At 68.9% G+C, this 24,579-nt stretch carries 23 protein-coding genes; 12 read left to right on the forward strand and 11 right to left on the reverse strand.

Going from position 1 to position 24,579, the window contains the following annotated elements:
- Positions 1-65 precede the first annotated feature (65 nt).
- Positions 66-350: a phosphopantetheine-binding protein gene (locus tag AC1VVG_RS14625; RefSeq protein WP_080287884.1), complete on the reverse strand. Its 285-nt coding sequence runs from the start codon at positions 348-350 to the stop codon at positions 66-68.
- A 547-nt stretch (positions 351-897) separates the two neighbouring features.
- On the opposite strand from AC1VVG_RS14625, the gene AC1VVG_RS14630 reads away from it, so the two are divergent.
- The 10 genes from AC1VVG_RS14630 (at position 898) to AC1VVG_RS14675 (ending at position 11,224) form a co-directional block, all read left to right on the forward strand.
- Positions 898-1,551, forward strand: coding sequence for a COG4648 family protein (locus AC1VVG_RS14630; RefSeq protein ID WP_226230483.1), 654 nt, complete (start codon positions 898-900; stop codon positions 1,549-1,551).
- 52 nt (positions 1,552-1,603) lie between these two features.
- Entirely contained in the window at positions 1,604-3,343 is a 1,740-nt protein-coding gene (locus AC1VVG_RS14635) for an AMP-binding protein (RefSeq protein WP_482835796.1), read from the forward strand.
- On the forward strand, positions 3,340-4,317 hold the full coding sequence (locus AC1VVG_RS14640) for an LpxL/LpxP family acyltransferase (RefSeq protein ID WP_482835797.1): 978 nt from the start codon (positions 3,340-3,342) through the stop codon (positions 4,315-4,317). Before AC1VVG_RS14635 ends, AC1VVG_RS14640 begins: the two co-directional genes overlap by 4 nt.
- Complete coding sequence (locus AC1VVG_RS14645; RefSeq protein WP_482835798.1) at positions 4,314-4,949, forward strand: LolA-related protein; 636 nt, start codon at positions 4,314-4,316, stop codon at positions 4,947-4,949. The genes AC1VVG_RS14640 and AC1VVG_RS14645 overlap by 4 nt, the downstream gene beginning before the upstream one ends.
- The gene (locus AC1VVG_RS14650) at positions 4,949-7,414 is read left to right on the forward strand and encodes an MMPL family transporter (protein WP_482835799.1); all 2,466 of its coding nucleotides are present in this window, start codon (positions 4,949-4,951) and stop codon (positions 7,412-7,414) included. Before AC1VVG_RS14645 ends, AC1VVG_RS14650 begins: the two co-directional genes overlap by 1 nt.
- Entirely contained in the window at positions 7,411-8,295 is an 885-nt protein-coding gene (locus AC1VVG_RS14655) for a polysaccharide deacetylase family protein (RefSeq protein WP_124671248.1), read from the forward strand. Before AC1VVG_RS14650 ends, AC1VVG_RS14655 begins: the two co-directional genes overlap by 4 nt.
- 63 nt (positions 8,296-8,358) lie before the next feature.
- On the forward strand, positions 8,359-9,570 hold the full coding sequence (locus tag AC1VVG_RS14660; RefSeq protein WP_482835800.1) for a beta-ketoacyl-[acyl-carrier-protein] synthase family protein: 1,212 nt from the start codon (positions 8,359-8,361) through the stop codon (positions 9,568-9,570).
- 8 nt (positions 9,571-9,578) lie between these two features.
- On the forward strand, positions 9,579-10,394 hold the full coding sequence (locus AC1VVG_RS14665; RefSeq protein ID WP_482835801.1) for a beta-ketoacyl synthase chain length factor: 816 nt from the start codon (positions 9,579-9,581) through the stop codon (positions 10,392-10,394).
- Positions 10,394-10,897 (forward strand): hotdog family protein, encoded by a 504-nt coding sequence (locus tag AC1VVG_RS14670; RefSeq protein ID WP_034189602.1) that lies wholly within the window; start codon positions 10,394-10,396, stop codon positions 10,895-10,897. Before AC1VVG_RS14665 ends, AC1VVG_RS14670 begins: the two co-directional genes overlap by 1 nt.
- A 27-nt stretch (positions 10,898-10,924) precedes the next feature.
- Complete coding sequence (locus tag AC1VVG_RS14675) at positions 10,925-11,224, forward strand: hypothetical protein (RefSeq protein WP_059557098.1); 300 nt, start codon at positions 10,925-10,927, stop codon at positions 11,222-11,224.
- Between the two features lie 85 nt (positions 11,225-11,309).
- Here the strand turns inward: AC1VVG_RS14675 and AC1VVG_RS14680 are convergent, their stop codons facing one another.
- The 9 genes from AC1VVG_RS14680 to AC1VVG_RS14720 all read right to left on the reverse strand — a co-directional run bounded on the left by AC1VVG_RS14680 (position 11,310) and on the right by AC1VVG_RS14720 (position 19,103).
- Positions 11,310-11,516: a hypothetical protein gene (locus AC1VVG_RS14680; protein WP_034189604.1), complete on the reverse strand. Its 207-nt coding sequence runs from the start codon at positions 11,514-11,516 to the stop codon at positions 11,310-11,312.
- A gap of 109 nt (positions 11,517-11,625) precedes the next feature.
- On the reverse strand, positions 11,626-12,369 hold the full coding sequence (gene phbB, locus AC1VVG_RS14685) for an acetoacetyl-CoA reductase (protein WP_034189605.1): 744 nt from the start codon (positions 12,367-12,369) through the stop codon (positions 11,626-11,628).
- Between the two features lie 216 nt (positions 12,370-12,585).
- Positions 12,586-13,767, reverse strand: a complete 1,182-nt coding sequence (locus AC1VVG_RS14690; protein ID WP_226194141.1) for an acetyl-CoA C-acetyltransferase — start codon at positions 13,765-13,767, stop codon at positions 12,586-12,588.
- 270 nt (positions 13,768-14,037) lie between these two features.
- Positions 14,038-14,619 (reverse strand): TIGR01841 family phasin, encoded by a 582-nt coding sequence (gene phaP, locus AC1VVG_RS14695; RefSeq protein ID WP_034189291.1) that lies wholly within the window; start codon positions 14,617-14,619, stop codon positions 14,038-14,040.
- Between the two features lie 499 nt (positions 14,620-15,118).
- The gene (locus AC1VVG_RS14700) at positions 15,119-15,883 is read right to left on the reverse strand and encodes a ParA family protein (protein ID WP_034189290.1); all 765 of its coding nucleotides are present in this window, start codon (positions 15,881-15,883) and stop codon (positions 15,119-15,121) included.
- 101 nt (positions 15,884-15,984) lie between these two features.
- The gene (locus tag AC1VVG_RS14705; RefSeq protein WP_059558714.1) at positions 15,985-16,608 is read right to left on the reverse strand and encodes a DNA-3-methyladenine glycosylase; all 624 of its coding nucleotides are present in this window, start codon (positions 16,606-16,608) and stop codon (positions 15,985-15,987) included.
- Positions 16,595-17,125 carry a G/U mismatch-specific DNA glycosylase gene (mug, locus tag AC1VVG_RS14710; protein ID WP_059558716.1) on the reverse strand — a complete coding sequence of 177 codons (531 nt, stop codon included), beginning with the start codon at positions 17,123-17,125 and terminating at the stop codon, positions 16,595-16,597. Before mug ends, AC1VVG_RS14705 begins: the two co-directional genes overlap by 14 nt.
- A 135-nt stretch (positions 17,126-17,260) precedes the next feature.
- Complete coding sequence (locus AC1VVG_RS14715; RefSeq protein ID WP_482835802.1) at positions 17,261-17,815, reverse strand: single-stranded DNA-binding protein; 555 nt, start codon at positions 17,813-17,815, stop codon at positions 17,261-17,263.
- A gap of 100 nt (positions 17,816-17,915) precedes the next feature.
- Complete coding sequence (locus AC1VVG_RS14720; protein WP_034189286.1) at positions 17,916-19,103, reverse strand: MFS transporter; 1,188 nt, start codon at positions 19,101-19,103, stop codon at positions 17,916-17,918.
- Positions 19,104-19,369: 266 nt separating this feature from the next.
- Here AC1VVG_RS14720 and uvrA point away from each other — a divergent pair, with 266 nt between their 5' ends.
- Entirely contained in the window at positions 19,370-22,255 is a 2,886-nt protein-coding gene (gene uvrA / locus AC1VVG_RS14725; RefSeq protein ID WP_034189285.1) for an excinuclease ABC subunit UvrA, read from the forward strand.
- A gap of 246 nt (positions 22,256-22,501) precedes the next feature.
- A complete protein-coding gene (locus AC1VVG_RS14730; RefSeq protein ID WP_034189284.1) occupies positions 22,502-23,587 on the forward strand; it encodes an AI-2E family transporter in 1,086 nt (361 codons plus the stop codon).
- Between the two features lie 89 nt (positions 23,588-23,676).
- Here AC1VVG_RS14730 and purU read toward each other — a convergent pair whose 3' ends face one another.
- Positions 23,677-24,561: a formyltetrahydrofolate deformylase gene (purU, locus tag AC1VVG_RS14735; protein WP_034189283.1), complete on the reverse strand. Its 885-nt coding sequence runs from the start codon at positions 24,559-24,561 to the stop codon at positions 23,677-23,679.
- Between the last annotated feature and the right edge of the window lie 18 nt (positions 24,562-24,579).

Genomic DNA, 24,579 nt, shown 5'->3' on the forward strand with positions numbered 1-24,579 from the left:
GATCGACGCGACGGCGAACCGTACGCCGATCGCCGCCGCATCCCGTCATGCACTGCGCGCCACCGTTACTTCGTGCGATGCGCGGCGACGTACGCGGCCAGCGCGCCGAGCGTCGCGAAGATCGTCTGGTTGTCCGGATTGTCCGAGCGCAGTTCGAAGCCGAATTTCTTCGAGATCAGCAGCGCGATTTCCAGGATGTCGATGGAGTCGAGCCCGAAACCTTCGCCATACAGCGGAGTGTCGGCCGTCACTGTGTCGAGCGGGACGTCTTCGAGATTCAGTTCGCCGATGATCAGCGTGGCGAGCTCTTGTTCCAGTGCGTTCATCATGCGTGCGGGCAGGCGGCCCATGGCAGCGGAAGGCGCCCGGAAAAGGCAACCGTCGTGCACGCCCGGCGCGTGCCAATCTCCGTCCCTCCGGCGTCTGCCGGCTTCCCCGCCTGCGTTGTCTGGGGATGGTTTGTAAAAGTTACGCGGATTCTAGACGAAGGGTATCGGGGCGTATACCGTGAATGGTTACAGACTGGCGAGCCGGCGCCGCGGCCCGTTTCGCGACGCGAATGCACGAGACGCTTGAGCCGCTTTGGATGGAAATGGACCGACCCCGCGAAACCGTTCGCCCGGTGCCATACAATCGGTTACAAAACCCGGTCGCACCGGCCCCGAACGCGCGGCGCCGCGGCCCTAAAATGAGCGTGCCCGACCACCGGCCCGGACCCGCGTCCCGGCCGCCATTCATATGATGTTTGACGGCCCGACCACCGTGTCCGGCCACGATCCGCCCGATGTCTCCAGTCATGCCGCGTCCGCCCTTCCGCTCCGTTCCGGTTCGCCTGCCCGTCCGCCGCCGTGCCGCGGCCGCGGCCCGGTGCCCGCGCCGTGCGCACGGAGGCGGCCGATGAGCCGGCTGCTGTCGGTCCTGCGCGGCGCGGCAGCGGTCGGTGCCGTGGCGGCCTACCAGGCCGGCGCGCACTACGCGAGCGCGACGCCGGGCGCGCACGGCTTCGGGCTCGCGATGGCGCTCGTGCCGCCGCTGCTGCTCGCGCTCGGCGCGGCGCTGCGTTCGCCGCGGCGCGCATGGCTCGTGCCGGCGTGGCTGCTGGCCGCCGCCGCGCTGTGGGGGGCTCGCGCGCCGCTCGCGCGGCACTTCGAATGGGGCCTGTATCTGGAACACGCGAGCTTCAACCTCGCGATGGCGCTGCTGTTCGGCCGCACGCTCGCGGCCGGCCAGGTGCCGCTGTGCACGCGCTTCGCGGCGATGATCCACGGCACGGTCACGCCGGCCGTCGCGCGTTACACGCGGCGGATCACGCTCGCGTGGACGCTGTTCTTCGTCGCGACCGCCGCCGTGTCGACGCTGCTGTTCGCGACCGCGCCGATCGTCACGTGGTCGACGTTCGCGAACTACCTGTCGCTGCCGCTCGTCGCCGTGATGTTCGCCGCCGAGCATGCGTGCCGGCGCTTCGCGCTGCCGCACGAACCGCGGCCCCGGATGGCCGACGCGGTGCGCGCGTACCGCGCGACGACACACGCGTCGCAGGCGTCACGATGAATTCATGACCGGCGCGCCGCCGCGCCGGCCTTCGCCCCGTTTTGACCGATTTATGCCGACTCACCCGCTGGTATTCCATTCCTCGCCGGACCAGACGATCGCCTGGCGCGACGGTACGCCCGTCACCGTGCGCGCGTTCGTCGCCGACGTCGCGCGCGTGGCCGCCGCGCTGCCCGCCGGCGGCCACGTGTTCAACGTGTGCCGCGACCGCTACCGTTTCGCGGTCAGCCTGTGCGCGGCGCTCGTCGCCGGCAAGATCAGCCTGCTGCCGTCGACGCACACGCCGGAAATGGTCCGCCAGCTCGCCTCGTTCGCACCCGACGCGTTCTGCCTGCACGACGCGCCCGACTGCACGATCGACCTGCCGCGCTTCGCCTATCCCGATGCCGCGCCCGGCGCGCTTGCGGACGACGCGCCGTTCGCCGTACCGCGGATCGACGCGGCGCGAATCATGGCCTACGTGTTCACGTCCGGCTCGACCGGCACGCCGGTGCCGCACCGCAAGACCTGGGGTTTCCTGGTCGGCTGCGTGCGCGCGGCGGCCGAGCGCCTCGGGCTGCTCGACGGGCGCGCGGCCACGCTGATCGGCACGGTGCCCGCGCAGCACATGTACGGCTTCGAGTCGACGGTGCTGCTCGCGCTGATCGGCGGCCTCGCGTTCAGCAACCGCCAGCCGTTCTACCCGGTCGACATCCGCGACGAGCTCGACGCGATCCCGCAGCCGCGCGTGCTCGTCACGTCGCCGATCCACCTGCGGGCGCTGCTGTCCGCCGGCCATGCGCTGCCGCCGGCGGCGCTCGTGCTGTCGGCCACCGCGCCGCTGTCGGAAAAACTCGCGTGCGAAGCAGAAGCCGCGCTCGACGCGCCGCTCGTCGAGATTTACGGCAGCACGGAAACCGGCCAGATCGCGACGCGCCGCACGTCGCGGGGCGCGGCGTGGGAACCGTTCCCGGACATCCGCCTCGACGCGCGCGCCGAACCGGACGGCGACGACAGCGGGCCGACCGTGTGGGTATCGGGCGGGCACGTCGAGGCGCCCGTGCCGATGGGCGATGCGCTCGAACTGCTCGGCGACGGCCGGTTCCTGCTGCACGGCCGCAAGGCCGACCTCGTGAACATCGCCGGCAAGCGTACGTCGCTCGCCTACCTGAATCATCAGCTCAACGCGATTGCGCAGGTAGTCGACGGCGTGTTCTTCATGCCCGACGAAGCCGCGCCGGCGCACGGCGATACCGGCCTCGAACCGGTCACGCGCCTCGTCGCGCTCGTCGTCGCGCCGACGCTCACGGCCGCCGATCTGCAGCGCGCGCTGCGCGAGCGGATCGATCCTGCATTCATGCCGCGCCCGCTCGTGTTCGTCGACGCGCTGCCGCGCAACGAAACGGGCAAGCTGCCGCGCGACGTGCTCGCCGCGCTCGTCGCGCAACATGCGCGCGCGACGGCGGCGCCGGCGCCCGAACGCGCCGCCGCCGCCTCCGCACTCGCGTTCACGATTCCCGCCGATCATCCGGCGCTGCCCGGCCACTTCCCCGGCCATCCGGTCGTGCCGGGCGTCGTGCTGCTCGATCACGCGATCCGCGCGATCGGCACGGCGCTGAACCGCCCGCTGCACGCATGGCGGCTCGGTTCCGCGAAATTCCTGAGCCCGGTCGCCCCGGGCGAACCGCTCGATCTCGCATACGACACCGCGGCCGGCGGCGCGATCCGCTTCACGCTGCGCGTCGGGTCGCGCGAAGTCGCGACCGGCGTGCTGTCCGCGCCGCCGGCCGCGCGGGATGGCGCGCAGCCATGAAGCGCACCGCGTGGGCCGAACGCCAGGAACGCAGCAACGCCGGTTTGCTGCGCACGATGACGTGGATCTCGCTGCGCTTCGGCCGGCAGCGCGCGCGCCTCGTGCTGCACCTGATCGCGACGTACTTCGTGCTGTTCTCGCCGGCCGCGTGCGCCGCGTCGCGCGATTACCTGCGCCGCGTGCTCGGCCGCCCCGCGCGCTGGCGCGACGTGTACCGGCACGTGTTCACGTTCGCGGCGACGATTCACGACCGCATCTACCTGATGAACGGACGCTTCGACCTGTTCGACATCCGGCTGCACGGCGAGACGCTCGTCGACGATGCGCTCGCGGGCGGCCGCGGCGCGTTCCTGATGGGCGCGCACCTCGGCAGCTTCGAGGTCGTGCGCGCGATCGGCCGCACGCATCCGGACCTGCGCGTCGTCGTCACGATGTACGAGACGAATGCGCGCAGGATCAACGCGACGCTCGCCGCGGTGAACCCGGCCGCGAAGCCCGAAGTGATTCCGCTCGGGCAGGTCGACTCGATGCTGAAGGTGCGCGAGCGCCTCGACGCGAACTGCATGGTCGGCATGCTCGCCGATCGCACGCTGCTCGACGACGCGGCCGCGTCGCTGCGGCGGCTGCCGCTGCTCGGCACGCCGGCCGCGTTCCCGCGCGGGCCGCTGTACATGGCCGCGATGCTCAAGCGCCCGGTGATCTTCATGACGGGCCTCTATCGCGACGGCAACCGCTACGACGTGCACTTCGAGACGCTCGCCGATTTCTCCGACGTGCGGCGCGACACGCGCGCGGCGGCCGTCGACACGGCACTCGCGCGCTACGTCGCGCTACTCGACAAGTACTGCCGCGCGGCGCCGTACAACTGGTTCAACTTTTTCGATTTCTGGCAAGACGGCGACGCCGCGGCCGCGCGCCGCGACACCGCGCACGCCGGTGCCGACCTGCCCGCCACGAGGGATTCCGACGCATGACCGCCGTTCGCCGCTTTCCGCTTCCGTTCGCGGCGCGCCGCGCCGCGCGCCTGCTCGCCACCGCGGCCGCGGCGCTCGCGCTGGCCATGCCCGCGCGCGCGGCCGACACGACGCCTGCGTGGAACCTCGACCAGCTGATGTCGACGCTCGCGCGGCACAAGTCGGGACGCGCGACGTTCACCGAGACGAAGTACCTGTCGATCGCCACGCAGCCGGTCGAATCGTCCGGCGAGCTCGTGTTCGTCGCCCCCGATCATCTGGAAAAGCACACGCTGAGCCCGAAGCCCGAACATCTCGTGGTCGACGGCGACATGCTCACGGTCGAGCGCAACAACCGCACGTTCACGCTCGCGCTCGCGCGCTATCCGGAACTCGGCGCGTTCATCGACAGCATCCGCGCGACGCTCGCCGGCAACCGCTTCGCGCTCGAACAGGTGTACAAGGTCGCCCTTTCCGGGCGCGGCGACGACTGGACGCTGACGCTCACGCCGCTCGACGCGCGGATGCTGAAGGTCGTCAGCACGATCACGCTCGACGGCACGCGCGACGAATTGCGCGGCGTCGCGATCCGGCAGGCCGACGGCGACCGGTCGGTGATGCGCCTGCAACCCGTTGCGGCGACCGCGAACTGATGGACGAACGCACGCGCCCCTCCCCCGTCGCGCGCCGCCTGCACGTGTGGCGGCAGCGCGCGGTGCTCGTGTGGCTGCTCGCGCTCGCCGCATGCGGCGTCGCGATCGGGCGTGCGCACTTCACGGCCGACCTGTCCGCGTTCCTGCCGAGTTCGCCGAGCGCCGGACAGCGCGTGCTCGTCGACCAGTTGCGCGACGGCATCGTGTCGCGGCTGATCCTCGTCGCGATCGACGGCGGCGATGCGGCCACGCGTGCCGCACTGTCGCGGCGCGTCGCCGGCGCGCTGCGCGCCGATCCGCAATTCGCGGCCGTGCACAACGGCGAGGCCGCGAACGACGCGCGCGACCGGCAGTTCGTCTTCGATCACCGCTACCTGCTGAGCCCGGCCGTCACGCCGCAGCGCTTCAGCGCCGACGGCCTGCACCGCGCGCTCGGCGACAGCCTCGACCTGCTGAGCTCGTCGGCCGGCCTCGTCGCCAAGGCGATGCTGCCGCGCGACCCGACCGGCGAAGTCACCGCGCTCGTCGACCAGCTCGACAGTGCGGCCGAACCGGCGAGCCGCGACGGCGTGTGGGCATCGCGCGACGGCACGCGCGCGGTGCTCGTCGTGCAGACGGCCGCCGCCGGCGCCGATACCGACGCGCAGGCACGCGCGATCGACACGGTGCGCCGCGCGTTCGCCGCCGCGCAACAGGCCGTCCCGAATGCAGCGGCGAACACGCTGGCGATGACGGGCCCCGGCGTGTTCTCGGTCGACACGCGCGACACGATCCGGCATGACGTCGAGCGCCTGTCGACGGCGAGCGTCGTGCTGATCGTCGCGCTGCTGCTCACGCTGTACCGTTCGCCGCGCACGCTCGCGCTCGGGCTGCTGCCGGTGCTGACCGGCGTCGCGGCCGGGATCGCGGCGGTCAGCGTCGCGTTCGGCACGGTCCACGGGCTCACGCTCGGTTTCGGCACGACGCTGATCGGCGAAGCCGTCGACTACTCGATCTACCTGTTCGTGCAATCGGCGCAGGCCGGCACGCGCGGCGCCGCGCGCCCGGGCGACGCGACACGCGCATGGGGCGCCGCGTACTGGCCGACGATCCGGCTCGGCGTGCTGACGTCCGTGTGCGGATTCGCGTCGATGCTGTTCTCCGGATTCCCGGGCCTCGTGCAGCTCGGGCTGTATTCGATCGTCGGGCTGACGGCCGCCGCGCTTGTCACGCGCTTCGTGCTGCCGCACCTGCGCGGCGAGCACGTCGCGATCCGCGACGTATCGCGCATCGGCGCGGCGCTCGCACTGGCGGCCGATGCCGCGCCGCGGCTGCGCTGGCCGCTCGCCGCGCTCGTGGTCGCCGCGACCGCGACGCTCGTGCTGCATCGCGACGGCCTGTGGAGCCGCGAACTCGCCGCGCTCAGCCCCGTGCCGGCGCCGGCGCAGGCACTCGACGCGCGACTGCGCGCCGACGTCGGCGCGCCCGACGTGCGCTACCTCGTCGTGATCGCCGCGCCGAACGAACAGGCCGCGCTCGAAGGCGCGGAGAAAGTCGCCGCGCAATTGCAGCCGCTCGTCGACCAAGGCGCGCTCGCCGGTTTCGAAAGCCCCGCGCGCTACCTGCCGAGCGATGCCGCGCAGCGCGCGCGCCTCGCGAGCCTGCCGGATACGGACGTGCTCGCCGCCCGGATGCGCGACGCCGTCGCGAACCAGCCGATCGCCGTGAAGCCCGAGCTGTTCGCACCGTTCATCGCCGACGTCGACGCCGCACGCCACGCGCCGCTGTTGACCCGCGCGGACCTGCGCGGCACGTCGATGGCGCTGGCCGTCGATGCGCTGCTGACCGAACGTGACGGCCGCTGGAACGCGATGTTGCCGCTGCGCGCGCCGGACGCCGCACGCGCCGCGCAACCGGCGGCCGGCCTCGACGCGACGCCGATTCGCGCGGCCGTCGCGCGCGCGGGCGTGCCCGACGCGCTGTTCGTCGACATGAAGGCCGAAGCCGATCGCCTCTACGTGAGCTACGTGCGCGAGGACATCCGGCTGTCGCTCGCGGGTTTCGCCGCGATCGCCGTGCTGATGCTGATCGCGCTGCGCTCGCCGCGCGTTGCCGCGCGCGCGCTCGCACCGCTCGTCGCGGCCGTGCTGGTCGTGACGGCCGGCTTCGCGCTGGCCGGCGTGCAACTGACGATCCTGCATCTCGTCGGAATGCTGCTGATCGTCGCGGTCGGCTCGAACTACGCGCTGTTCTTCTGCAAGCGCGACGACGCGCAGCCCGTGACGCCGTACACGCTCGTGTCGCTGCTGATCGCGAACCTCGCGACGGTCGCCGGCTTCGGGTTGCTCGCGCTGTCGCGCGTGCCGCTGCTCGAAACCTTCGGGCTGACCGTCGGCCCCGGCGCGATGCTCGCGCTCGCCTTCGCGGCGATTCTCGCGCCGCGCGCCGCGGCGGCCGGCGATCGTCGTCAACGGAGTCCGGCATGAACGCGCCGCCGTCCGTTCCATCGCATCGGGCCGGCGATGCGCGCCGCTGGAAACCGACGCCGCTGATCGCCGGCGCGGCCGCGTTGCACGCGGGTGCGGCGGCCGCCGTCATCGCGCAGCCGGCCGCGTGGCCGTGGGCCGTCGGTGGCGTGGTCGCGTCGCATCTCGCGCTGACGGCCGCCGGCCTGTGGCCGCGCAGCGCGCTGCTCGGCCCGAACTGGACGCGTCTGCCGACGGGTGCCGGCCGCCGGATCGCGCTGACGATCGACGACGGCCCGGACCCGGACGTCACGCCGCGCGTGCTCGACCTGCTCGACCGTTACGACGCGCGCGCGACGTTCTTCTGCATCGGCGATCTCGCGCGCCGTCATCCGCGGTGGATCGAGGCGATCGTCGCGCGCGGCCATGCGGTCGAGAACCATAGCCAGCGGCACCGGCATACGTTCTCGCTGTCGGGGCCCGCCGCACTGCGGCGCGAGATCTCGGCCGCGCAACGGACGCTGACCGAGATCGCCGGCACGCGCCCGCTGTTCTTCCGCGCGCCGGCCGGCCTGCGCAATCCGTTTCTCGAACCGGTGCTGTGCGAACTCGGCCTGCAGCTCGCCAGCTGGACGCGGCGCGGTTTCGACACGCGCACCCGCGATGCCGCGATCGTCACACAGCGCCTGCTGCACGGGCTCGATGCGCGCGACATCCTGCTGGTGCACGACGGTCACGCGGCACGCGATGCGCGCGGCGAACCGGTCGTGCTCGACGTGCTGCAGGCGGTACTGCACGCCGCCGCCGATGCGCAGTTGCACTGGACCACGCTGCGCGCGGCGCTCGCGCCCGAACCGTCCGGCCAGCCCGGCGTTCCGGCCCCCCCGTTTGATAAAATCTGACCTCGAACGGCGCGCCTGCCAGCCGTGCTGCGGCGCCCGTTCCGGCCACCGGATGCGACCCTCGTGAAACCTCTCCTGCTCTCGCACTTCACCGCCACCAGCTGCATCGGCCGCGGCCTCGGCGCGACCCTCGATGCGCTGCGCCACGCTCGTGGCGGGCTCACGCCGTGCGACTTCGAGCGCGCGAACCTCGACACGTGGATCGGCGCGGTGGACGGGGTCGATGCACACCCCGTGCGCGCGGATCTCGCCGACTTCGAATGCCGCAACAACCGCCTCGCGCAGCTCGGCCTCATGCAGGACGGCTTCGACGCAAGCGTTGCGGCGGCCGTCGCGCGCTACGGTGCGGCACGCGTCGGCGTGTTCGTCGGCACGAGCACGGCCGGCATCCTCGAGACCGAACACGCATACCGGCACCGCGACCCGGCGAACGGCGCACTGCCGGCCGGCTTCCGCTATGCGCAAACGCACAACCCGTATTCGCCGGCGGCATTCGTGCGCGCGTATTTCGCGCTGCGCGGGCCGGCGATGGCGATCTCGTCCGCGTGCTCGTCCGGCGCGAAGGTGTTCGGCTCCGCGCGCCGCATGATCGAGGCCGGGCTGATCGACGCGGCCGTCGTCGGCGGCGTCGATTCGCTGTGCCTGACGACGCTGTACGGCTTCAATTCGCTCGAGCTGCTGTCGCGTCGGCCGTGCCGGCCGTTCGACGTCGCGCGCGACGGCATCTCGATCGGCGAGGCCGCCGCGTTCGCGCTCGTCGAGCGCGTGCCCGGCCCGCCCGCCGCGCTCGACGGCGACGCGATCCTGCTGCTCGGCATCGGCGAATCGAGCGATGCGCATCACATGTCGTCGCCGCATCCGGAAGGGCTCGGCGCGCGCACCGCGATCGAGCAGGCGCTCGCGTCCGCCGGCCTCGGCGCACGCGATATCGACTACGTGAACCTGCACGGCACCGCGACGCCGAGCAACGATGCGGCCGAAAGCCGCGCGGTCGGCGCGCTGTTCGCCAGCACGCCGTCCAGTTCGACGAAGGGCGCGACCGGCCACACGCTCGGCGCGGCCGGCGCGCTTGAAGCCGTCGTCGCCGCGCTCGCGCTGCGCGAGCAGTTCGTGCCGGCCGGCATCAACACGACGCAACCCGACCCGGCGCTCGCGGCCGACTACGTGCTCGCGAGCCGCGACACGCGTGTGCGCGCCGTCCTGTCCAATTCATTCGGCTTCGGCGGCACCAATTGCAGCCTGATCCTCGGCCGCGCCGATCACGCACGCCGTTGAGGCCCGCCATGACACTCACCGCCTTCATCGAAAGCATCGGCCTCGTCGGGCCCGGATTGAACGACTGGCCACACGCGGCCGACGTGCTCGCGGGCCGCGCACCCTATGCGCCCGCGCGCACCGCGCTGCCGCCGCCGGCCGGGCTGCCGTCGGCCGAGCGGCGCCGCACGGGCCCCGTCGTGCGCACGGCGCTCGCGGTCGGCCACGAAGCCGTGGCCGCGAGCGACCGCGATGCCGCGACGCTCGCGACCGTCTTCAGCGCATCCGGCGGCGACGGCCAGAATTGCCACGCGATCTGCGAGACGCTGGCCGGCGACGATCGCCAGCTGTCGCCGACGCGCTTTCACAACTCCGTGCACAACGCGCCGGCCGGTTACTGGAGCATCGCGACCCGTGCGATGGCGACGTCGAACGTGCTGTGCGCGCACGACGGCAGCTTTGCCGCCGGCCTGCTCGAGAGCCTGTGCCAGGTCGTGGTCGATCGCACGCCGACGCTGCTGATCGCGTACGACACCGACTATCCGGAACCGCTGCGCGCGGTGCGGCCGATCGACGACGCGTTCGGCGTCGCACTCGTGCTCGCACCCGATGAGCGTGAGCGCACGCTCGCCCGTATCGACGTGCGGCTCACCGACGCGCCCGCGACGACACTCGCGCATGCCCAACTCGATGCGTTGCGCGCCGGCAATCCGGCCGCGCGCGTGCTGCCGTTGCTCGACGCACTGGCCACGCGGCGGTCGACGCGTGTCGTGCTCGATTATCTCGACGATACGCGCGTGCAGATCGACATCGCGATCCCCAAGCGCTTCGCGGAGCGGGCGTGATGACCGCCGCGCGTCCGCTTGCGCCGCCGCTCGATCGCGCCTGGATCGCCGCGCACATTCCGCACGCCGGCGCGATGTGCATGCTCGATACGGTCGATGCATGGGACGCCGAACGGATCCGCTGCACGGCGACGAGCCATCGCGATCCGCACAACCCGCTGCGCTCGCACGGCCGGCTCGCGTCGGTCTGCGGCATCGAATACGCGGCGCAGGCGATGGCCGTGCACGGCGCGCTGCTCGGGGCGCACGAAGCCCGCCCGCGCGTCGGTTATCTCGCGAGCGTGCGCAACGTCGACGCGTTCGTCGACCGGCTGGACACGTTCGATCAGCCGCTCGTCGTCGAGGCGGAACGCGTGAGCGGCGATGACCGCTCGGTGCTGTACGGCTTCGCGCTGCGCTGCGGCGACCGCGTGCTGCTGTCCGGCCGCGCCGCGGTGATGCTCGACGCGTCGGCCGCGGGCACGTTTCAACCGGCGCCTGCCGGCACCCCGAATCCTCGCTGAAGAAACCAATCCCAAGGAAACCAGGTCGTGAAAGTTCGTCAGTTCATAGGTACCGCGCTCGTTCTGGCGCTGATCAGCCCGATCGCGCACGCGGACATGTCGGAAGTGAAGCAGGACATCAAGCGCGATTCGAAGGAAGCCGCGCACAAGACCGGCGAGGCGGCACGCAGCTTCGGCCATGCGACCGCGAGCGCCGCGAAGGCGGTCGGGCACGGCGTCGCACACGCGTCGCGCGAAGGCTGGGATGCTACCAAGCGCACGACGAAGCGGATCTTCCACAAGAGCGACTCGGGCGAGTCGTCCGGAAAGAGCGGCACGAACGATTAATCACGCGCGTCGCGCGCGGACGGACCGCGATCAACGAATGACCATTCATCGATCGCGACGCGTCACGGCCGCGAGGCTGCCGCCGTCAACGCGTCCCGCGCATGCGGCGTGCCTGTCGTACCGGCCTGCGCGCAAAGCACCTGCCGTACGCGACGAGCCCGCCGTCGCGATGATCGAAGTTCCGCAGCAGCCGCGCGCGGCGCCGCTCGAGCCAGTAGAGCGAGACCGCCACTGTCAGCGCGACGGCGAGCGCCGTGCCGCCGATCGCGATTCCGATCCAGGTGTCGCCCATGCGTTCTCCGGAATGCGAGGCCGAAGCGGCGCGCCTGCCGCCGCTCCGGCACTGGATAGTGCAGAACGCGGCCCGTCACGTGCGCGACTGCCGTGCGGGCCGCCGCGCGTCAGTGCATGTGCTGGCCGCCGTTGATCGCGATGTTGGAGCCCGTCACGAAGCCGGCCTCCTCCGAGCACAGATAAGCGACCAGCGCCGCGACTTCCTCGGGCTTGCCGAGCCGGCCCGCCGGAATCTGCGGGAGGATCTTCGAGTCGAGGATGTCCTGCGGGATCGCCGTCACCATCTTCGTCGCGAGGTAGCCCGGCGACACGGTGTTCACCGTCACGCCCTTGCGCGCGATCTCCAGCGCGAGCGATTTCGTGAAGCCGTGCATGCCGGCCTTCGCGGCCGCATAGTTGGTCTGGCCGACCGAACCCTTCGAGCCGTTCACCGACGAGATGTTGACGATGCGCCCCCAGCCGCGCTCGACCATGCCTTCGCAGACGGGCTTCGTCATGTTGAACACGGAGTCGAGGTTGGTGCGGATCACGGCATCCCAGTTGACCTTGTCGAGCTTGCGCAACGTCATGTCGCGCGTGATGCCCGCGTTGTTCACGAGAATGTCGACCGGGCCGACCTCCCGCACGATCTTCTCGATGCATTGCTGGCACGAATCGTGATCGGCCACGTCCACCGGGTACGCATGGAACGCCCGGCCGGCCGCATGCATCTCGGTCAGCCAGCGGTCCGCGCCGGCGTTGTTCGGCGAATACGTGACGACTACCCGGTGGCCCGCGTCGTTCAACCTGATGCTGACCGCTTCGCCAAGACCGCCCATTCCACCAGTCACAACTGCAATTCGCTTAGTCATCCTATAAATTACCGACAAAAAAGTAATCGATGAATGCGGGGCGGCGGCATCGTACCTGCTGCCGCCCCACCGCTTCGATACGCCACCGCCCGCGTCGCGGGTGCGGTACGCACCGGAACCTTCGCGCGTATTATTGGCTGCTTGTCATGCGCGAAACCCGTCTGGTTCGCTGCGGCGCCAGCCGGCGCCGCGGCGAACCGTGTCGCCAAGCCCTGCTCAGACGCGCTCGACCGCGAGCGCGACACCCATCCCGCCGCCGATGCACAGCGACGCCAGCCCGCGCTTCGCGTCGCGCTTGGCCATCTCGTGCAGCAGCGTCACCAGGATCCGGCAGCCCGACGCGCCGATCGGATGGCCGATCGCGATCGCCCCGCCGTTCACGTTCACCTTCGACGTGTCCCAGCCCATCTGCTTGTGCACCGCCAGCGCCTGCGCCGCGAACGCCTCGTTGATTTCCATCAGGTCCAGGTCGCCCGGCGTCCAGCCCGCGCGCTCCAGGCACCGGCGCGACGCCGGCACCGGGCCCATGCCCATCACGCTCGGATCCACGCCCGCGTTCGCGTACGCCTTGATCCGCGCCAGCGGCGTCAGGCCGAGCGCCGCCGCCTTCTGCGCCGACATCACCAGCACCGCCGCCGCCCCGTCGTTCAGCCCCGACGCGTTCGCCGCCGTCACCGAGCCGTCCTTCGAGAACGCCGGCTTCAGACCGGCCAGCGATTCCGCCGTCACGCCGTGACGCACGAATTCGTCGGTGGCGAACTGCAGCGGCTCGCCCTTGCGTTGCGGAATCGATACCGGCACGATTTCATCGTCGAAACGGCCGGCCTTCTGCGCGGCTTCCGCCTTGTTCTGCGACAGCGCCGCGAACGCGTCCTGCTCCTCGCGCGTGATCCCGTATTCCTTCGCGACGTTCTCCGCCGTGATGCCCATGTGGTACTGGTTGTACACGTCCCACAGGCCGTCGACGATCATCGTGTCGACCAGCTTCGCGTCGCCCATCCGGAACCCGTCGCGCGAGCCCGGCAGCACGTGCGGCGACGCGCTCATGTTCTCCTGGCCGCCCGCGATCACGATGTCCGCGTCGCCCGCGACGATCGCGTTCGCCGCCAGCATCACGGCCTTCAGGCCCGAGCCGCACACCTTGTTGATCGTCATCCCCGGCACCGCGTTCGGCAGCCCCGCCTTGATCAGCGACTGCCGCGCCGGGTTCTGCCCCGATCCGGCCGTCAGCACCTGGCCCATGATCACTTCGCTGACCTGATCGGGCTTCACGCCCGCACGCTCCAGCACCGCGCGGATCACCGTCGCGCCCAGCTCCGGCGCTGCAATCTTCGCAAGCGAGCCGCCGAATTTGCCGACCGCGGTTCGCGCGGCCGATACGATCACTACGTCCGTCATGTTCAATTCCTGCATCGAAATCAGTTCGTCGTTCCGACACCGGCACGCGCCGGCTGCAACGGGCGATGGCACCCGTCGCGCCATCCGGCGCGATCACGGTCGCACGCCGCCATGGGGGCGGACGGCGCTCGCGCACACCGGCGGCACACCGGTACGGGCGCCTTGCGGCGAACCGGACGACGGCCGGACCCCGCATGGCACACGCGGCGCCCGACGCCGTCCGGCGCCGATCGAGCGTGTCGCGCTTTCACGCGGCACGCCGTCGTGCGGTTACGCAGCCGATTCGCGCGCGGCAGCGTCCTTGCGCGCGGCGGCAGCCGTCTGCTTGGCGCCGCGCGTGGCCGTTTCGCTGACCGCATCGAAACCGCTCTGTGCGGCCTCGATCGCCTGCCCCGTCGCCGCTCGCACCGAGTCGGCCGCGGCCGTCGCCGCCGACAGCGCCGAATTCAGCGCAGCCACCACCGGTGCCGAACCCGCCGGCGCGTGCTTCGACAGCTCGCCGAGCACGTCCTTCAGGCGCTTGTCGTTCTGTTCGTACTGCGCCTGCGCGACCTTCGCCCATTCGGACTGCGTCGACACCGCGATGTCGAACAGATGGCGGCCGTACGACACGACCTTGCCGGCCGCTTCTTGCGGTGCGGCAATCTGCTGCGCGAAGCCGGCGGCCGGATTGTTGCCGTTGAAGGCGTTTTTCAGCTTGTCCTCGTACTCTTCCAGCGCCGTCCGGGCCGCTTGCAGGTTGAGTTCGACGACAGCCTCGAAGCCGTGAATCGCCGGACGGGCAATCGCAAACCACGCGGCAATACCGGACTGATAATCGGCGGTGAGTTTTTCGGGGGCAAATACGGACATCGGGCACGCTCCTGTTAGCAATGCGAGAGACGACGTAAAAATGGAAGCTCGATCTCAAACGGCCTCCTTATTGACAACCCGCCACTTATTTGAGTACGGGAAGTTGAAGGAGGTCATTCTAGATCGATTAATTGTCAATTAAATGGCATTAATGGTAGGTGTAAACCCTTATTATCATTTCAGGCAGCTGCTGGAACCCACCACACGCCGGTATCACGGAGAAGATTCCACCGGGGCGCGGGTCCCGCAATGCCTTTTTACCTTTCTGCAGGATAGCGCGCCGTGACATCGCGCAACATTTACCAATCCATTATTCCGTTTATTAGAAAACCGACGCCGATTGAAAATGGAGCGGTCACTGATGTAATCGTTTTTTCTGGATTATTATGAAATCGTTTTCTGAATTACTATTGAATAAATCAATGATCTGATGAATTGAGAGTCGAAATGAAAATACGGCCGCATGAAGCGGCCGCGGTCGACACGGGTGAATGCGGAATCAGCCGGCCAGCTCGCGATGCAGCGCGCGGAATTCCTGCGCGAGCTTGTGCCCCGGCTCGAGATGGATCACCGGCTTCGACTGCTGATGCGACTCGCGAATCTTCACCGATGCCGACAGCCTCGACGCGAGCACCGGCAGCCCTTCGTCGACGAGCTCGTCGACCAGCCGTTGCGGCAGGCTCGCGCGCGGCTGGAACTGATTGATGACGATCCCTTCGACCTCGAGCGCCGCGTTGTGGTCCTGCTGGATTTCCTTCACGTTCTCGAGCAGCGTGTACAGCGCGCGGCGCGAGAAATCGTCGCAGTCGAACGGGATCAGGCAGCGCTCGACCGCGATCAGCGCCGAGCGCGTATAGAAATTCAGCGCGGGCGGCGTGTCGATGTACACGGCGTCGTAGGCGTCGAGTTCGTTTAGCGCGTCGCGCAGCTTGTAGATCTTGTAGCGCGATTCGAGCTTGCCGTGCAGCGTGTCGAGATCCGGATGCGCGGGCATCACGTCGAGCCCTTCGAACGGGGTCGGATGGATGAACGATGCGACGTCGATCGGCCGGAAGTTGAAGGTCAGCGCGGTTTCGAAGAACCCGGCAACGCCCGGTTGCGCGTCGGCGGCCGCATCGCCGAGCAGGTAGCGCGTGGAGTTCGCCTGTGCGTCGAGGTCGATGACGAGCGTGCGCAATCCTTCGCTCGCGCTGATCGCCGCCAGGTTGCAGACGATCGTCGACTTGCCTACGCCGCCCTTCTGGTTGAACACGACCCGCCGCATGGTGCCCCCTCGATCAAACGTCGAAAAGAGCAGCTTAGCCGGTCAATAATGGCGACCGCATGACGCAGGTCGAATGGCGTGCGGCTTGTGTCCGGCACGCATCAGGTGCGCGGCGGCGTCCCCGACACGTAGCGGTTGCCGGGCACGCACCACCGCCACGGGAAGTCCATGCCGACGCGAATGCCGATGCGCGGCCCGCCCGCCAGGTTCGCGGGCGGCGTCGTGCCGTCGTCGACGATCGCGAACCCTTCGCGCGCAGCGACGAGATCGGCGCCATCCTGCGCGCCATCGATGCCCATCGCCTGCGTCAGCCGCGCCGGCCCGCGGCACAGGTCGCGATCGCGCGTCTGCGGCGGCCGGGCCGCACGCATGCGCTCGATTCCGTGCAGCGGTTCCAGCGCGCGGATCAGCACGCCCGTTTCCGCACCGTCAGGACCGCACACGCAGTTGCAGCACCAGTGCATGCCGTACGTGAAATAGACGTACAGATGCCCCGGCGGCCCGAACATCGTCGCATTGCGCGGCGTCCTGCCGCGATAGGTGTGCGCCGCCGGGTCGATCGCGCCGGCATACGCCTCCACTTCGACGATGCGGCCGGCGCGGCCGTCGGCGGCCGCGAGGATCTTGTTGAGCAGGAGCGGTGCGACGTCGGTGGCCGCGCGATCGAAGAACGCCCGCGGCAACACGGTGCCCGGCCAGACGAAAGCGGTCTTATCGCGCCGCATGTCGTGTCGCCGTCGTCGCGGCCAGATAAAGCGGACGGTACGCGTCGACCAGGTCGCCGAGACCGAACGCGAGATTTCTCCCGCTCGGATTGGGGAGCACCCAGACGTTCGCGCCCTGCATGCGGACCGGTTGCAGCCCCCACGCGACTTCGCGTTGCCCCGACAGCGCCGCATACGCGGCCTTGCCGAGAAAGGCGACGAAGCACGGCCCGTAACGCACGACCTTCTGCTCGAACGCCGCCGCCGCGGCGATGAATTCGGCACGCGACAGTTGCTCGGCACTCGCCGTCGGCCGCTTCACGACCGCCGTCAGGCCGCAGCCGTACCGGAGCAGCATGTGATCGTCCTGCGGTGAAAATTCCGTCGGCGTGAAGCCCGCGAGATGGATCACGCGCCAGAAGCGGTTGTTTCTTCCCGCGAAGTGATGCCCGGTCGCGGCCGCGGTCAGGCCCGGATTGATCCCGCAGAACAGCACGTCGAGATGTTCGGCGATGAGGTCGGGAAGTTCGTCAGCCACGTTTTACCCGGAGCACGACATACGGAAAAAGTGCAGGAACGACGTCAAACGAAGAAAGGCCCGAAGACCCGGGCCAAGCAAGCGGCTTGACTCGGACATTCGGGCCCGTCGTGATGCGGGATGACGACTTGGCGATCAGAACGGAATATCGTCGTCCATCTCGTCGAAGCCGCCGCCGGCCGGTGCGCTCGGACGGCTTTGCGCGCCGCCGCCTGCACCGCCGCGCGCCGCGCCGCCGGCACGACCGCCGCCGCCGCCACCGCGTTCCGCCTGCTCGCCGCGACCGCCGCCACCACCACCACCGTAGCCGCCGCCGTAACCGCCTTCGTCACCGCCACCGCCGCCGCCCGAACCGCCGCGGCCGCCGAGCATCTGCATCTGGTCGGCCACGATTTCGGTCGAGTAGCGGTCCTGGCCGTCCTGGCCCTGCCACTTGCGCGTGCGGATGCGGCCTTCGATATAGACCGACGAACCCTTCTTCAGGTATTCGCTGACGATTTCCGCCAGACGGCCGAAGAACGCGACGCGATGCCACTCGGTCATTTCCTTGAAATCGCCGCTCGCCTTGTCCTTGTAACGGTCGGTCGTCGCGAGACGGATGTTCGCAACCGCGTCACCGCTCGGCAGGTAACGGACTTCAGGATCGGCGCCGAGATTGCCGACGAGGATGACCTTGTTGACGGATGCCATGTGTTTCTCCAGTAAATTCGATGCCGGGCCGCCCGCGCCTGTCGCCGGAACGGCCCGCCGGGCAAGCCGGCACGCGGCCGGTGCCTGCCCGAAATAAGGTTCAGGCCTTGCGCGGCGGCGCTTTCATGCTGGCCGCGATTATAAGCCACGCAGCCACGAGCCCCGAGCACGTATAGAACACCGTGTTCGCGCCGCCGTGCTTCAACAGCCAGCCGCCTACGATGCCGCCGAGCGCGAGCCCGATCGACTGCGTGGTGTTGTAAACACCCGTGGCCGCGCCCTTGCGCGAACCCGGCGCGAGCTTCGACACGAGCGACGGCTGCGACGCTTCCAGGATGTTGAACCCGAGGAAGTAGACGAACAGGATCGCCGCCACAATCAGGATGGTATGCGGCGCGCTGCCGAGCAACAATTGGCCGATCAGGATAGCCAGAATGCCGCCGAGCAGCACCGGCTTCATCTTGCCCCGTTTTTCCGCGACGATGATCGCCGGGACCATCATCACGAACGCGAGCCCCATCACCGGCAGGTAGACCTTCCAGTGCGCGGCGACCGGCAGCCCGCCGTCGACCAGCAGGCGCGGCACGACGAGGAACAGCGCCGTCTGCGTCGCGTGCAGCACCAGCACGCCGAAGTTCAGGCGCAGCAGCTCGACGTTGTGCAGCACCTCGGCGAACGGCGCGGGCACGTGCACGGGTTTCGCGGCGTCGGGCACGATCCACAGCACGACGCCGATCGCGACGATAGACAGCACGCCGACGATCGCGAACAAGCCGCTCATCCCGACCCAGTGGAACACGATCGGCGCGCCGACGATCGCGACTGCGAACGACACGCCGATCGACCCGCCGACCATCGCCATCGCCTTCGTGCGGTTCTGCTCGGAGGTCAGGTCGGCAATGAACGCGAGCACTGCGGACGACACGGCGCCCATCCCCTGGATCACGCGGCCGACGATGATCCACGTGATGTCGTGCGCGAACGCGGCGACGAAGCTGCCGATCGCGAAGATCACGAGGCCCGTGGCGATCACCGGCTTGCGGCCGAACTTGTCGGACGCCCAGCCGTAGAAGATGTAGAACAGCGACTGCGTGACGCCGTAGGCCCCGAGCGCGATACCGACGAGCAGCACGTTGTCGCCGCCCGGGATGGTTTTCGCGTAGACCGAGAACACCGGCATGATCATGAACAGGCCGAGCATGCGCAGCGCGAAGATCGCCGCGAGCGACGTGGTCGCGCGCAGTTCGGGCGCGGTCATGCGGGAAGACGTGGCGGACGGATTGGACATCGGGAATGAATTTCGAATGATCGGGGTGTCCGCCCGGCGGCGGGCGGCGGAAGATCAGGACCGGCGGCCCGGGAGGCCTGGCGGACGACGCGTCGGGGCGCGATGCCGGCAGCCCGCGGGCCGCCCGGAACCGTGCGGCGCGACCGCTTTCCCCGGTGCGGGTGTCGCCTTGCTGCCACCTGCTGTAAAGGCTGGGGGGCCGTAAACGACGGTCTCGAAAAGCCGTTATAGTAGCAGGTTTGGTTCCCTCCATTTTCGCCAGGTTCATGGAACAGATCCGTATCCGTGGGGCACGCACCCACAACCTGAAAAACGTCAATCTCGACCTGCCGCGCCACAAGCTGATCGTGATTACCGGGTTGTCCGGGTCGGGCAAGTCGTCGCTCGCGTTCGACACCCTTTATGCCGAGGGCCAGCGCCGCTACGTCGAAAGCCTGTCCGCGTATGCCCGCCAGTTCCTGCAGTTGATGGAGAAACCCGACGTCGACCTGATCGAGGGCCTGTCGCCCGCGATCTCGATCGAGCAGAAGGCGACGTCCCACAACCCGCGTTCGACCGTCGGCACGGTCACCGAGATCCACGACTACCTGCGACTTTTGTACGCACGTGTCGGCACGCCGTACTGCCCCGACCACGACATCCCGCTCGAGGCGCAGAGCGTGTCGCAGATGGTCGACGCGGCGCTCGCGCTGCCCGAGGAAACCAAGCTGATGATCCTCGCGCCCGTCGTCGCCGACCGCAAGGGCGAGCACGCCGAGCTGTTCGAGGACATGCAGGCGCAGGGCTTCGTGCGCTTTCGCGTGCGCTCGGGCGGCGGCACCGCGAACGAAGGCGTCGCGAAGATCTACGAGGTCGAGTCGCTGCCGAAGCTGAAGAAGAACGACAAGCACACGATCGACGTCGTCGTCGATCGCCTCAAGGTGCGTCCGGACATGAAGCAGCGGCTCGCCGAATCGTTCGAGACGGCGCTGCGCCTCGCCGACGGCCGCGCGATCGCGCTCGAGATGGATACCGACCGCGAGCACCTGTTCAGCTCGAAGTTCGCGTGCCCGATCTGCTCGTACTCGCTGCAGGAGCTCGAGCCGCGCCTGTTCTCGTTCAACAACCCGATGGGCGCGTGCCCGGAATGCGACGGCCTCGGCCAGATCACGTTCTTCGACCCGAAGCGGGTCGTCGCGCACCCGTCGCTGTCGCTCGCCGCCGGCGCCGTGAAGGGCTGGGACCGCCGCAACCAGTTCTACTTCCAGATGCTGCAGAGTCTCGCGGCATTCTACGAATTCGACATCGACGCCGCGTTCGAGGATCTGCCGGAAAAGATCCGGAAGGTGCTGCTGTTCGGCTCCGGCAAGCAGACGATCCCGTTCTCGTACATCAACGAGCGCGGCCGCACGACGATCCGCGAGCACGTGTTCGAGGGGATCATCCCGAATCTCGAGCGCCGCTACCGCGAGACCGATTCGGTCGCGGTGCGCGAAGAGCTGTCGAAGTACCAGAACAACCAGCCGTGCCCGTCGTGCGACGGCACGCGGCTGCGCCGCGAGGCGCGCCACGTGCGGATCGGCACCGGCGACTACGCGCGCGGCATCTATGAAATCAGCGGCTGGCCGCTGCGCGACGCGCTCGGCTATTTCGACGGCCTGACGCTCGAAGGCGCGAAGCGCGAGATCGCCGACAAGGTGATCAAGGAAATCGTCGCACGCCTGACGTTCCTGAACAACGTCGGCCTCGACTACCTGTCGCTCGAGCGCAGCGCCGAGACCCTGTCGGGCGGCGAGGCGCAGCGCATCCGGCTCGCGTCGCAGATCGGCTCGGGCCTGACGGGCGTGATGTACGTGCTCGACGAGCCGTCGATCGGCCTGCACCAGCGCGACAACGACCGCCTGATCGCGACGCTCAAGCACCTGCGCGATCTCGGCAACTCGGTGATCGTCGTCGAGCACGACGAGGACATGATCCGCACGGCCGACTACGTCGTCGACATGGGCCCCGGCGCGGGCGAGCACGGCGGCGTGATCGTGGCCGAAGGCACGCCGAAGCAGGTGCAGTCGAACCCGCAGTCGCTGACGGGCCAGTACCTGGTCGGCAAGCGCACGATCGAGTATCCGGACGAGCGGCTCGCGCCCGATCCCGAAAGGATGCTGCGCATCGTCGACGCGCACGGCAACAACCTGAAGCACGTCGATCTCGACCTGCCGGTCGGCCTGCTGACCTGCATCACCGGCGTGTCGGGCTCCGGCAAGTCGACGCTGATCAACGACACGCTGTATCACGCGGTCGCCCGCCACCTGTACGGCTCGTCGGCCGAGCCGGCGCCGCACGAGGCGATCGAGGGGCTCGAGCACTTCGACAAGGTGATCAATGTCGACCAGTCGCCGATCGGACGCACGCCGCGCTCGAACCCGGCCACGTACACGGGCCTGTTCACGCCGATCCGCGAGCTGTTCTCGGGTGTGCCGACCTCGAAGGAGCGCGGCTACGATCCGGGCCGCTTCTCGTTCAACGTGAAGGGCGGCCGCTGCGAGTCGTGCCAGGGCGACGGCGTGCTGAAGGTCGAGATGCACTTCCTGCCGGACGTCTACGTGCCGTGCGACGTGTGTCACGGCAAGCGCTACAACCGCGAAACGCTTGAAGTGCAGTACAAGGGCAAGAACATCAGCGAAGTGCTCGACATGACGGTCGAGCACGCGTACGAGTTCTTCAGCGCGGTGCCGGTCATCGCGCGCAAGCTGAAGACGCTGCTCGACGTCGGCCTCGGCTACATCCGCCTCGGCCAGTCGGCCACGACGCTGTCGGGCGGCGAGGCGCAGCGCGTGAAGCTGTCGCTCGAGCTGTCGAAGCGCGACACGGGCCGCACGCTGTACATCCTCGACGAGCCGACCACCGGCCTGCACTTCCACGACATCGCGCTGCTGCTGGAAGTGATCCACCGGCTGCGCGACCAGGGCAACACGGTCGTGATCATCGAGCACAACCTCGACGTGATCAAGACGGCCGACTGGGTGATCGACCTCGGCCCCGAAGGCGGTGCCGGCGGCGGCCAGATCATCGCGCAGGGCACGCCCGAGCAGGTCGCGAAAACCAAGGCGAGCTTCACCGGCAAGTACCTCGCGCCGCTGCTCAAGCGCCCGACCCGCAAGGTCGCGGCCGGCTGACGCCGGCCCCCTTCCCGCGCGCGGCCGCCCGGCCGCGCGCGCGTCCCGGCGCCCCGCGCAACCCGCTTCCCCTCGTTTTCCCTTCTGCGTTTACACCACGCGCCAAACCGTCCCGTTGCGGACCATAATGGCAGCTATACTTTACGGTCGTAAGGTTCGCCACCCGCACCAATCCGGTGCAGAACCGGGCGAACACGGCTCTGCCTCGCATTCCGCGGCATGACACACGAACGACAGGAATCCACAATGGAGAAGCAACCCGACTCGTCTCGCGATACGCACAATCGCGAACCGCACCTGCGCAGCGTGCGGCTGACGAGTGACTTCAGCCTGCCGAAGCTGTCGGCACTCGAGATCGGCAGCTATGCGTTCGCGATCCTTTCCATGTGGCTCGTGATCGAGCTCAAGCTGCTCGGCGGGCTGCTGGCCGGCCTGCTCGTCTACCAGCTGATCCACACGATCGCGCCCGCGATCGAACGCCACACCACGAGCATGCGCGCGCGCTGGGTCGCCGTCGTGCTGCTGTCGATCGCGATCGTCGGCGCGTTGACGGGCCTGACGATCGGCATCATCGAACACTTCGAGCGCACGGTGCCGAACCTGCAAAGCCTGCTCGATCAACTGATGCAGATCGTCGAGCAGACCCGCGCGCGCACGCCGGCCTGGATCGCGAACCTGCTGCCCGTCGACGTCGAGCAGATGAAGACCAAGGCCGCCGTGCTGATGCACTCGCACATGGACCAGCTCCAGCAGAGCGGCAAGAGCGTCGCGCGCGGCTTCGGCCACGTGCTGTTCGGGATGATCATCGGCGCGATGATCGCGATCGGCGTCGAGCACGGCAAGGTGCGCCGGCCGCTGTCGACCGCGCTCGTCACGCGCGTGTCGCGCTTCGCCGATGCATTCCGCCGGATCGTGTTCGCGCAGATCAAGATCTCGGCGATCAACGCGGCGTTCACGGGCATCTACCTGCTCGTCGCGCTGCCGATCTTCCACCAGCGGCTGCCGTTGTCGAAGACACTCGTGCTCGTCACGTTCATCGTCGGCCTGCTGCCCGTGATCGGCAACCTGATCTCGAACACGCTGATCGTCGCCGTGTCGCTGTCGGTCAGCATGGGCACGGCGATCGCATCGCTCGCGTTCCTGGTGGTCATCCACAAGCTCGAATACTTCCTGAACGCGAAGATCATCGGCGGCCAGATCGAGTCGCGCGCGTGGGAGCTGCTGCTCGCGATGCTGATCATGGAAGCCGCGTTCGGGCTGCCCGGCGTGATCGCCGCGCCGATCTTCTACGCGTATCTGAAGCGCGAGCTGTACCTGCTGCGGCTGATCTGACGCGGCGCCGCCCGCTCGGGCAACAAAAAACGCCGCACCCCGGAAAGGGTGCGGCGTTTTCGTTTCGAGGCCGTCCGGTGCCCGGCCGATCAGCGGAACACGACCGTCTTCGTCCCGTTCAGCACAATCCGGTGCTCGACGTGCCACTTCACCGCACGCGCGAGCGTCACGCACTCGACGTCGCGGCCGATCGCGGTCAGCTGGTCGGGCGTCATGCTGTGGTCGACGCGCTCGACTTCCTGCTCGATGATCGGGCCTTCGTCGAGATCGGTCGTCACGTAGTGCGCGGTCGCGCCGATCAGCTTCACGCCGCGGTCGAACGCCTGGTAGTACGGCTTCGCGCCCTTGAAGCTCGGCAGGAACGAATGGTGGATGTTGATCGCACGCCCGGCGAGCTGCTCGCACATGTTCGGCGACAGGATCTGCATGTAGCGCGCGAGCACGACGAGATCGGCCTGGTGCTCGTCGATCACTTCCAGCACGCGCGCTTCCTGCGCGGCCTTCGCGGCATCGGACGAACCGCCGATCAGCGGGAAGTGATGGAACGGGATGTTGTAGCTCGCGGCGAGCTGGTAGAACTCCTTGTGGTTCGACACGATCGCCGGGATCTCGATCGGCAGCTGGCCGGTGCGATAGCGGAACAGCAGGTCGTTCAGGCAATGGCCGATCTTCGACACCATGATCACGACGCGCGGCTTCACGGCCGCGTCGTGCAGCTCCCAGCGCATCGAGAACTGCTCGGCGAGCGGCGCGAATTCCTTGCGCAGCGTGTCGAGCGCCGTCGCGGCATCCGTGCCGTCGCCGTCCTGCTCGAAGTGCACGCGCATGAAGAACTCGCTGGTGCGGCTGTCGCCGAACTGCGCCGAATCGAGGATGTTGTTGCTGCGCTCGAACAGGAAGCCCGAGACCGCGTGGACGATGCCGTGCCGGTCGGGGCACGACAGTTTCAAGATAAAGCTGTGATCGGTCGGCATGACCGCTACTCCCTTTGT

This window comes from Burkholderia sp. L-4 (assembly GCF_056856535.1).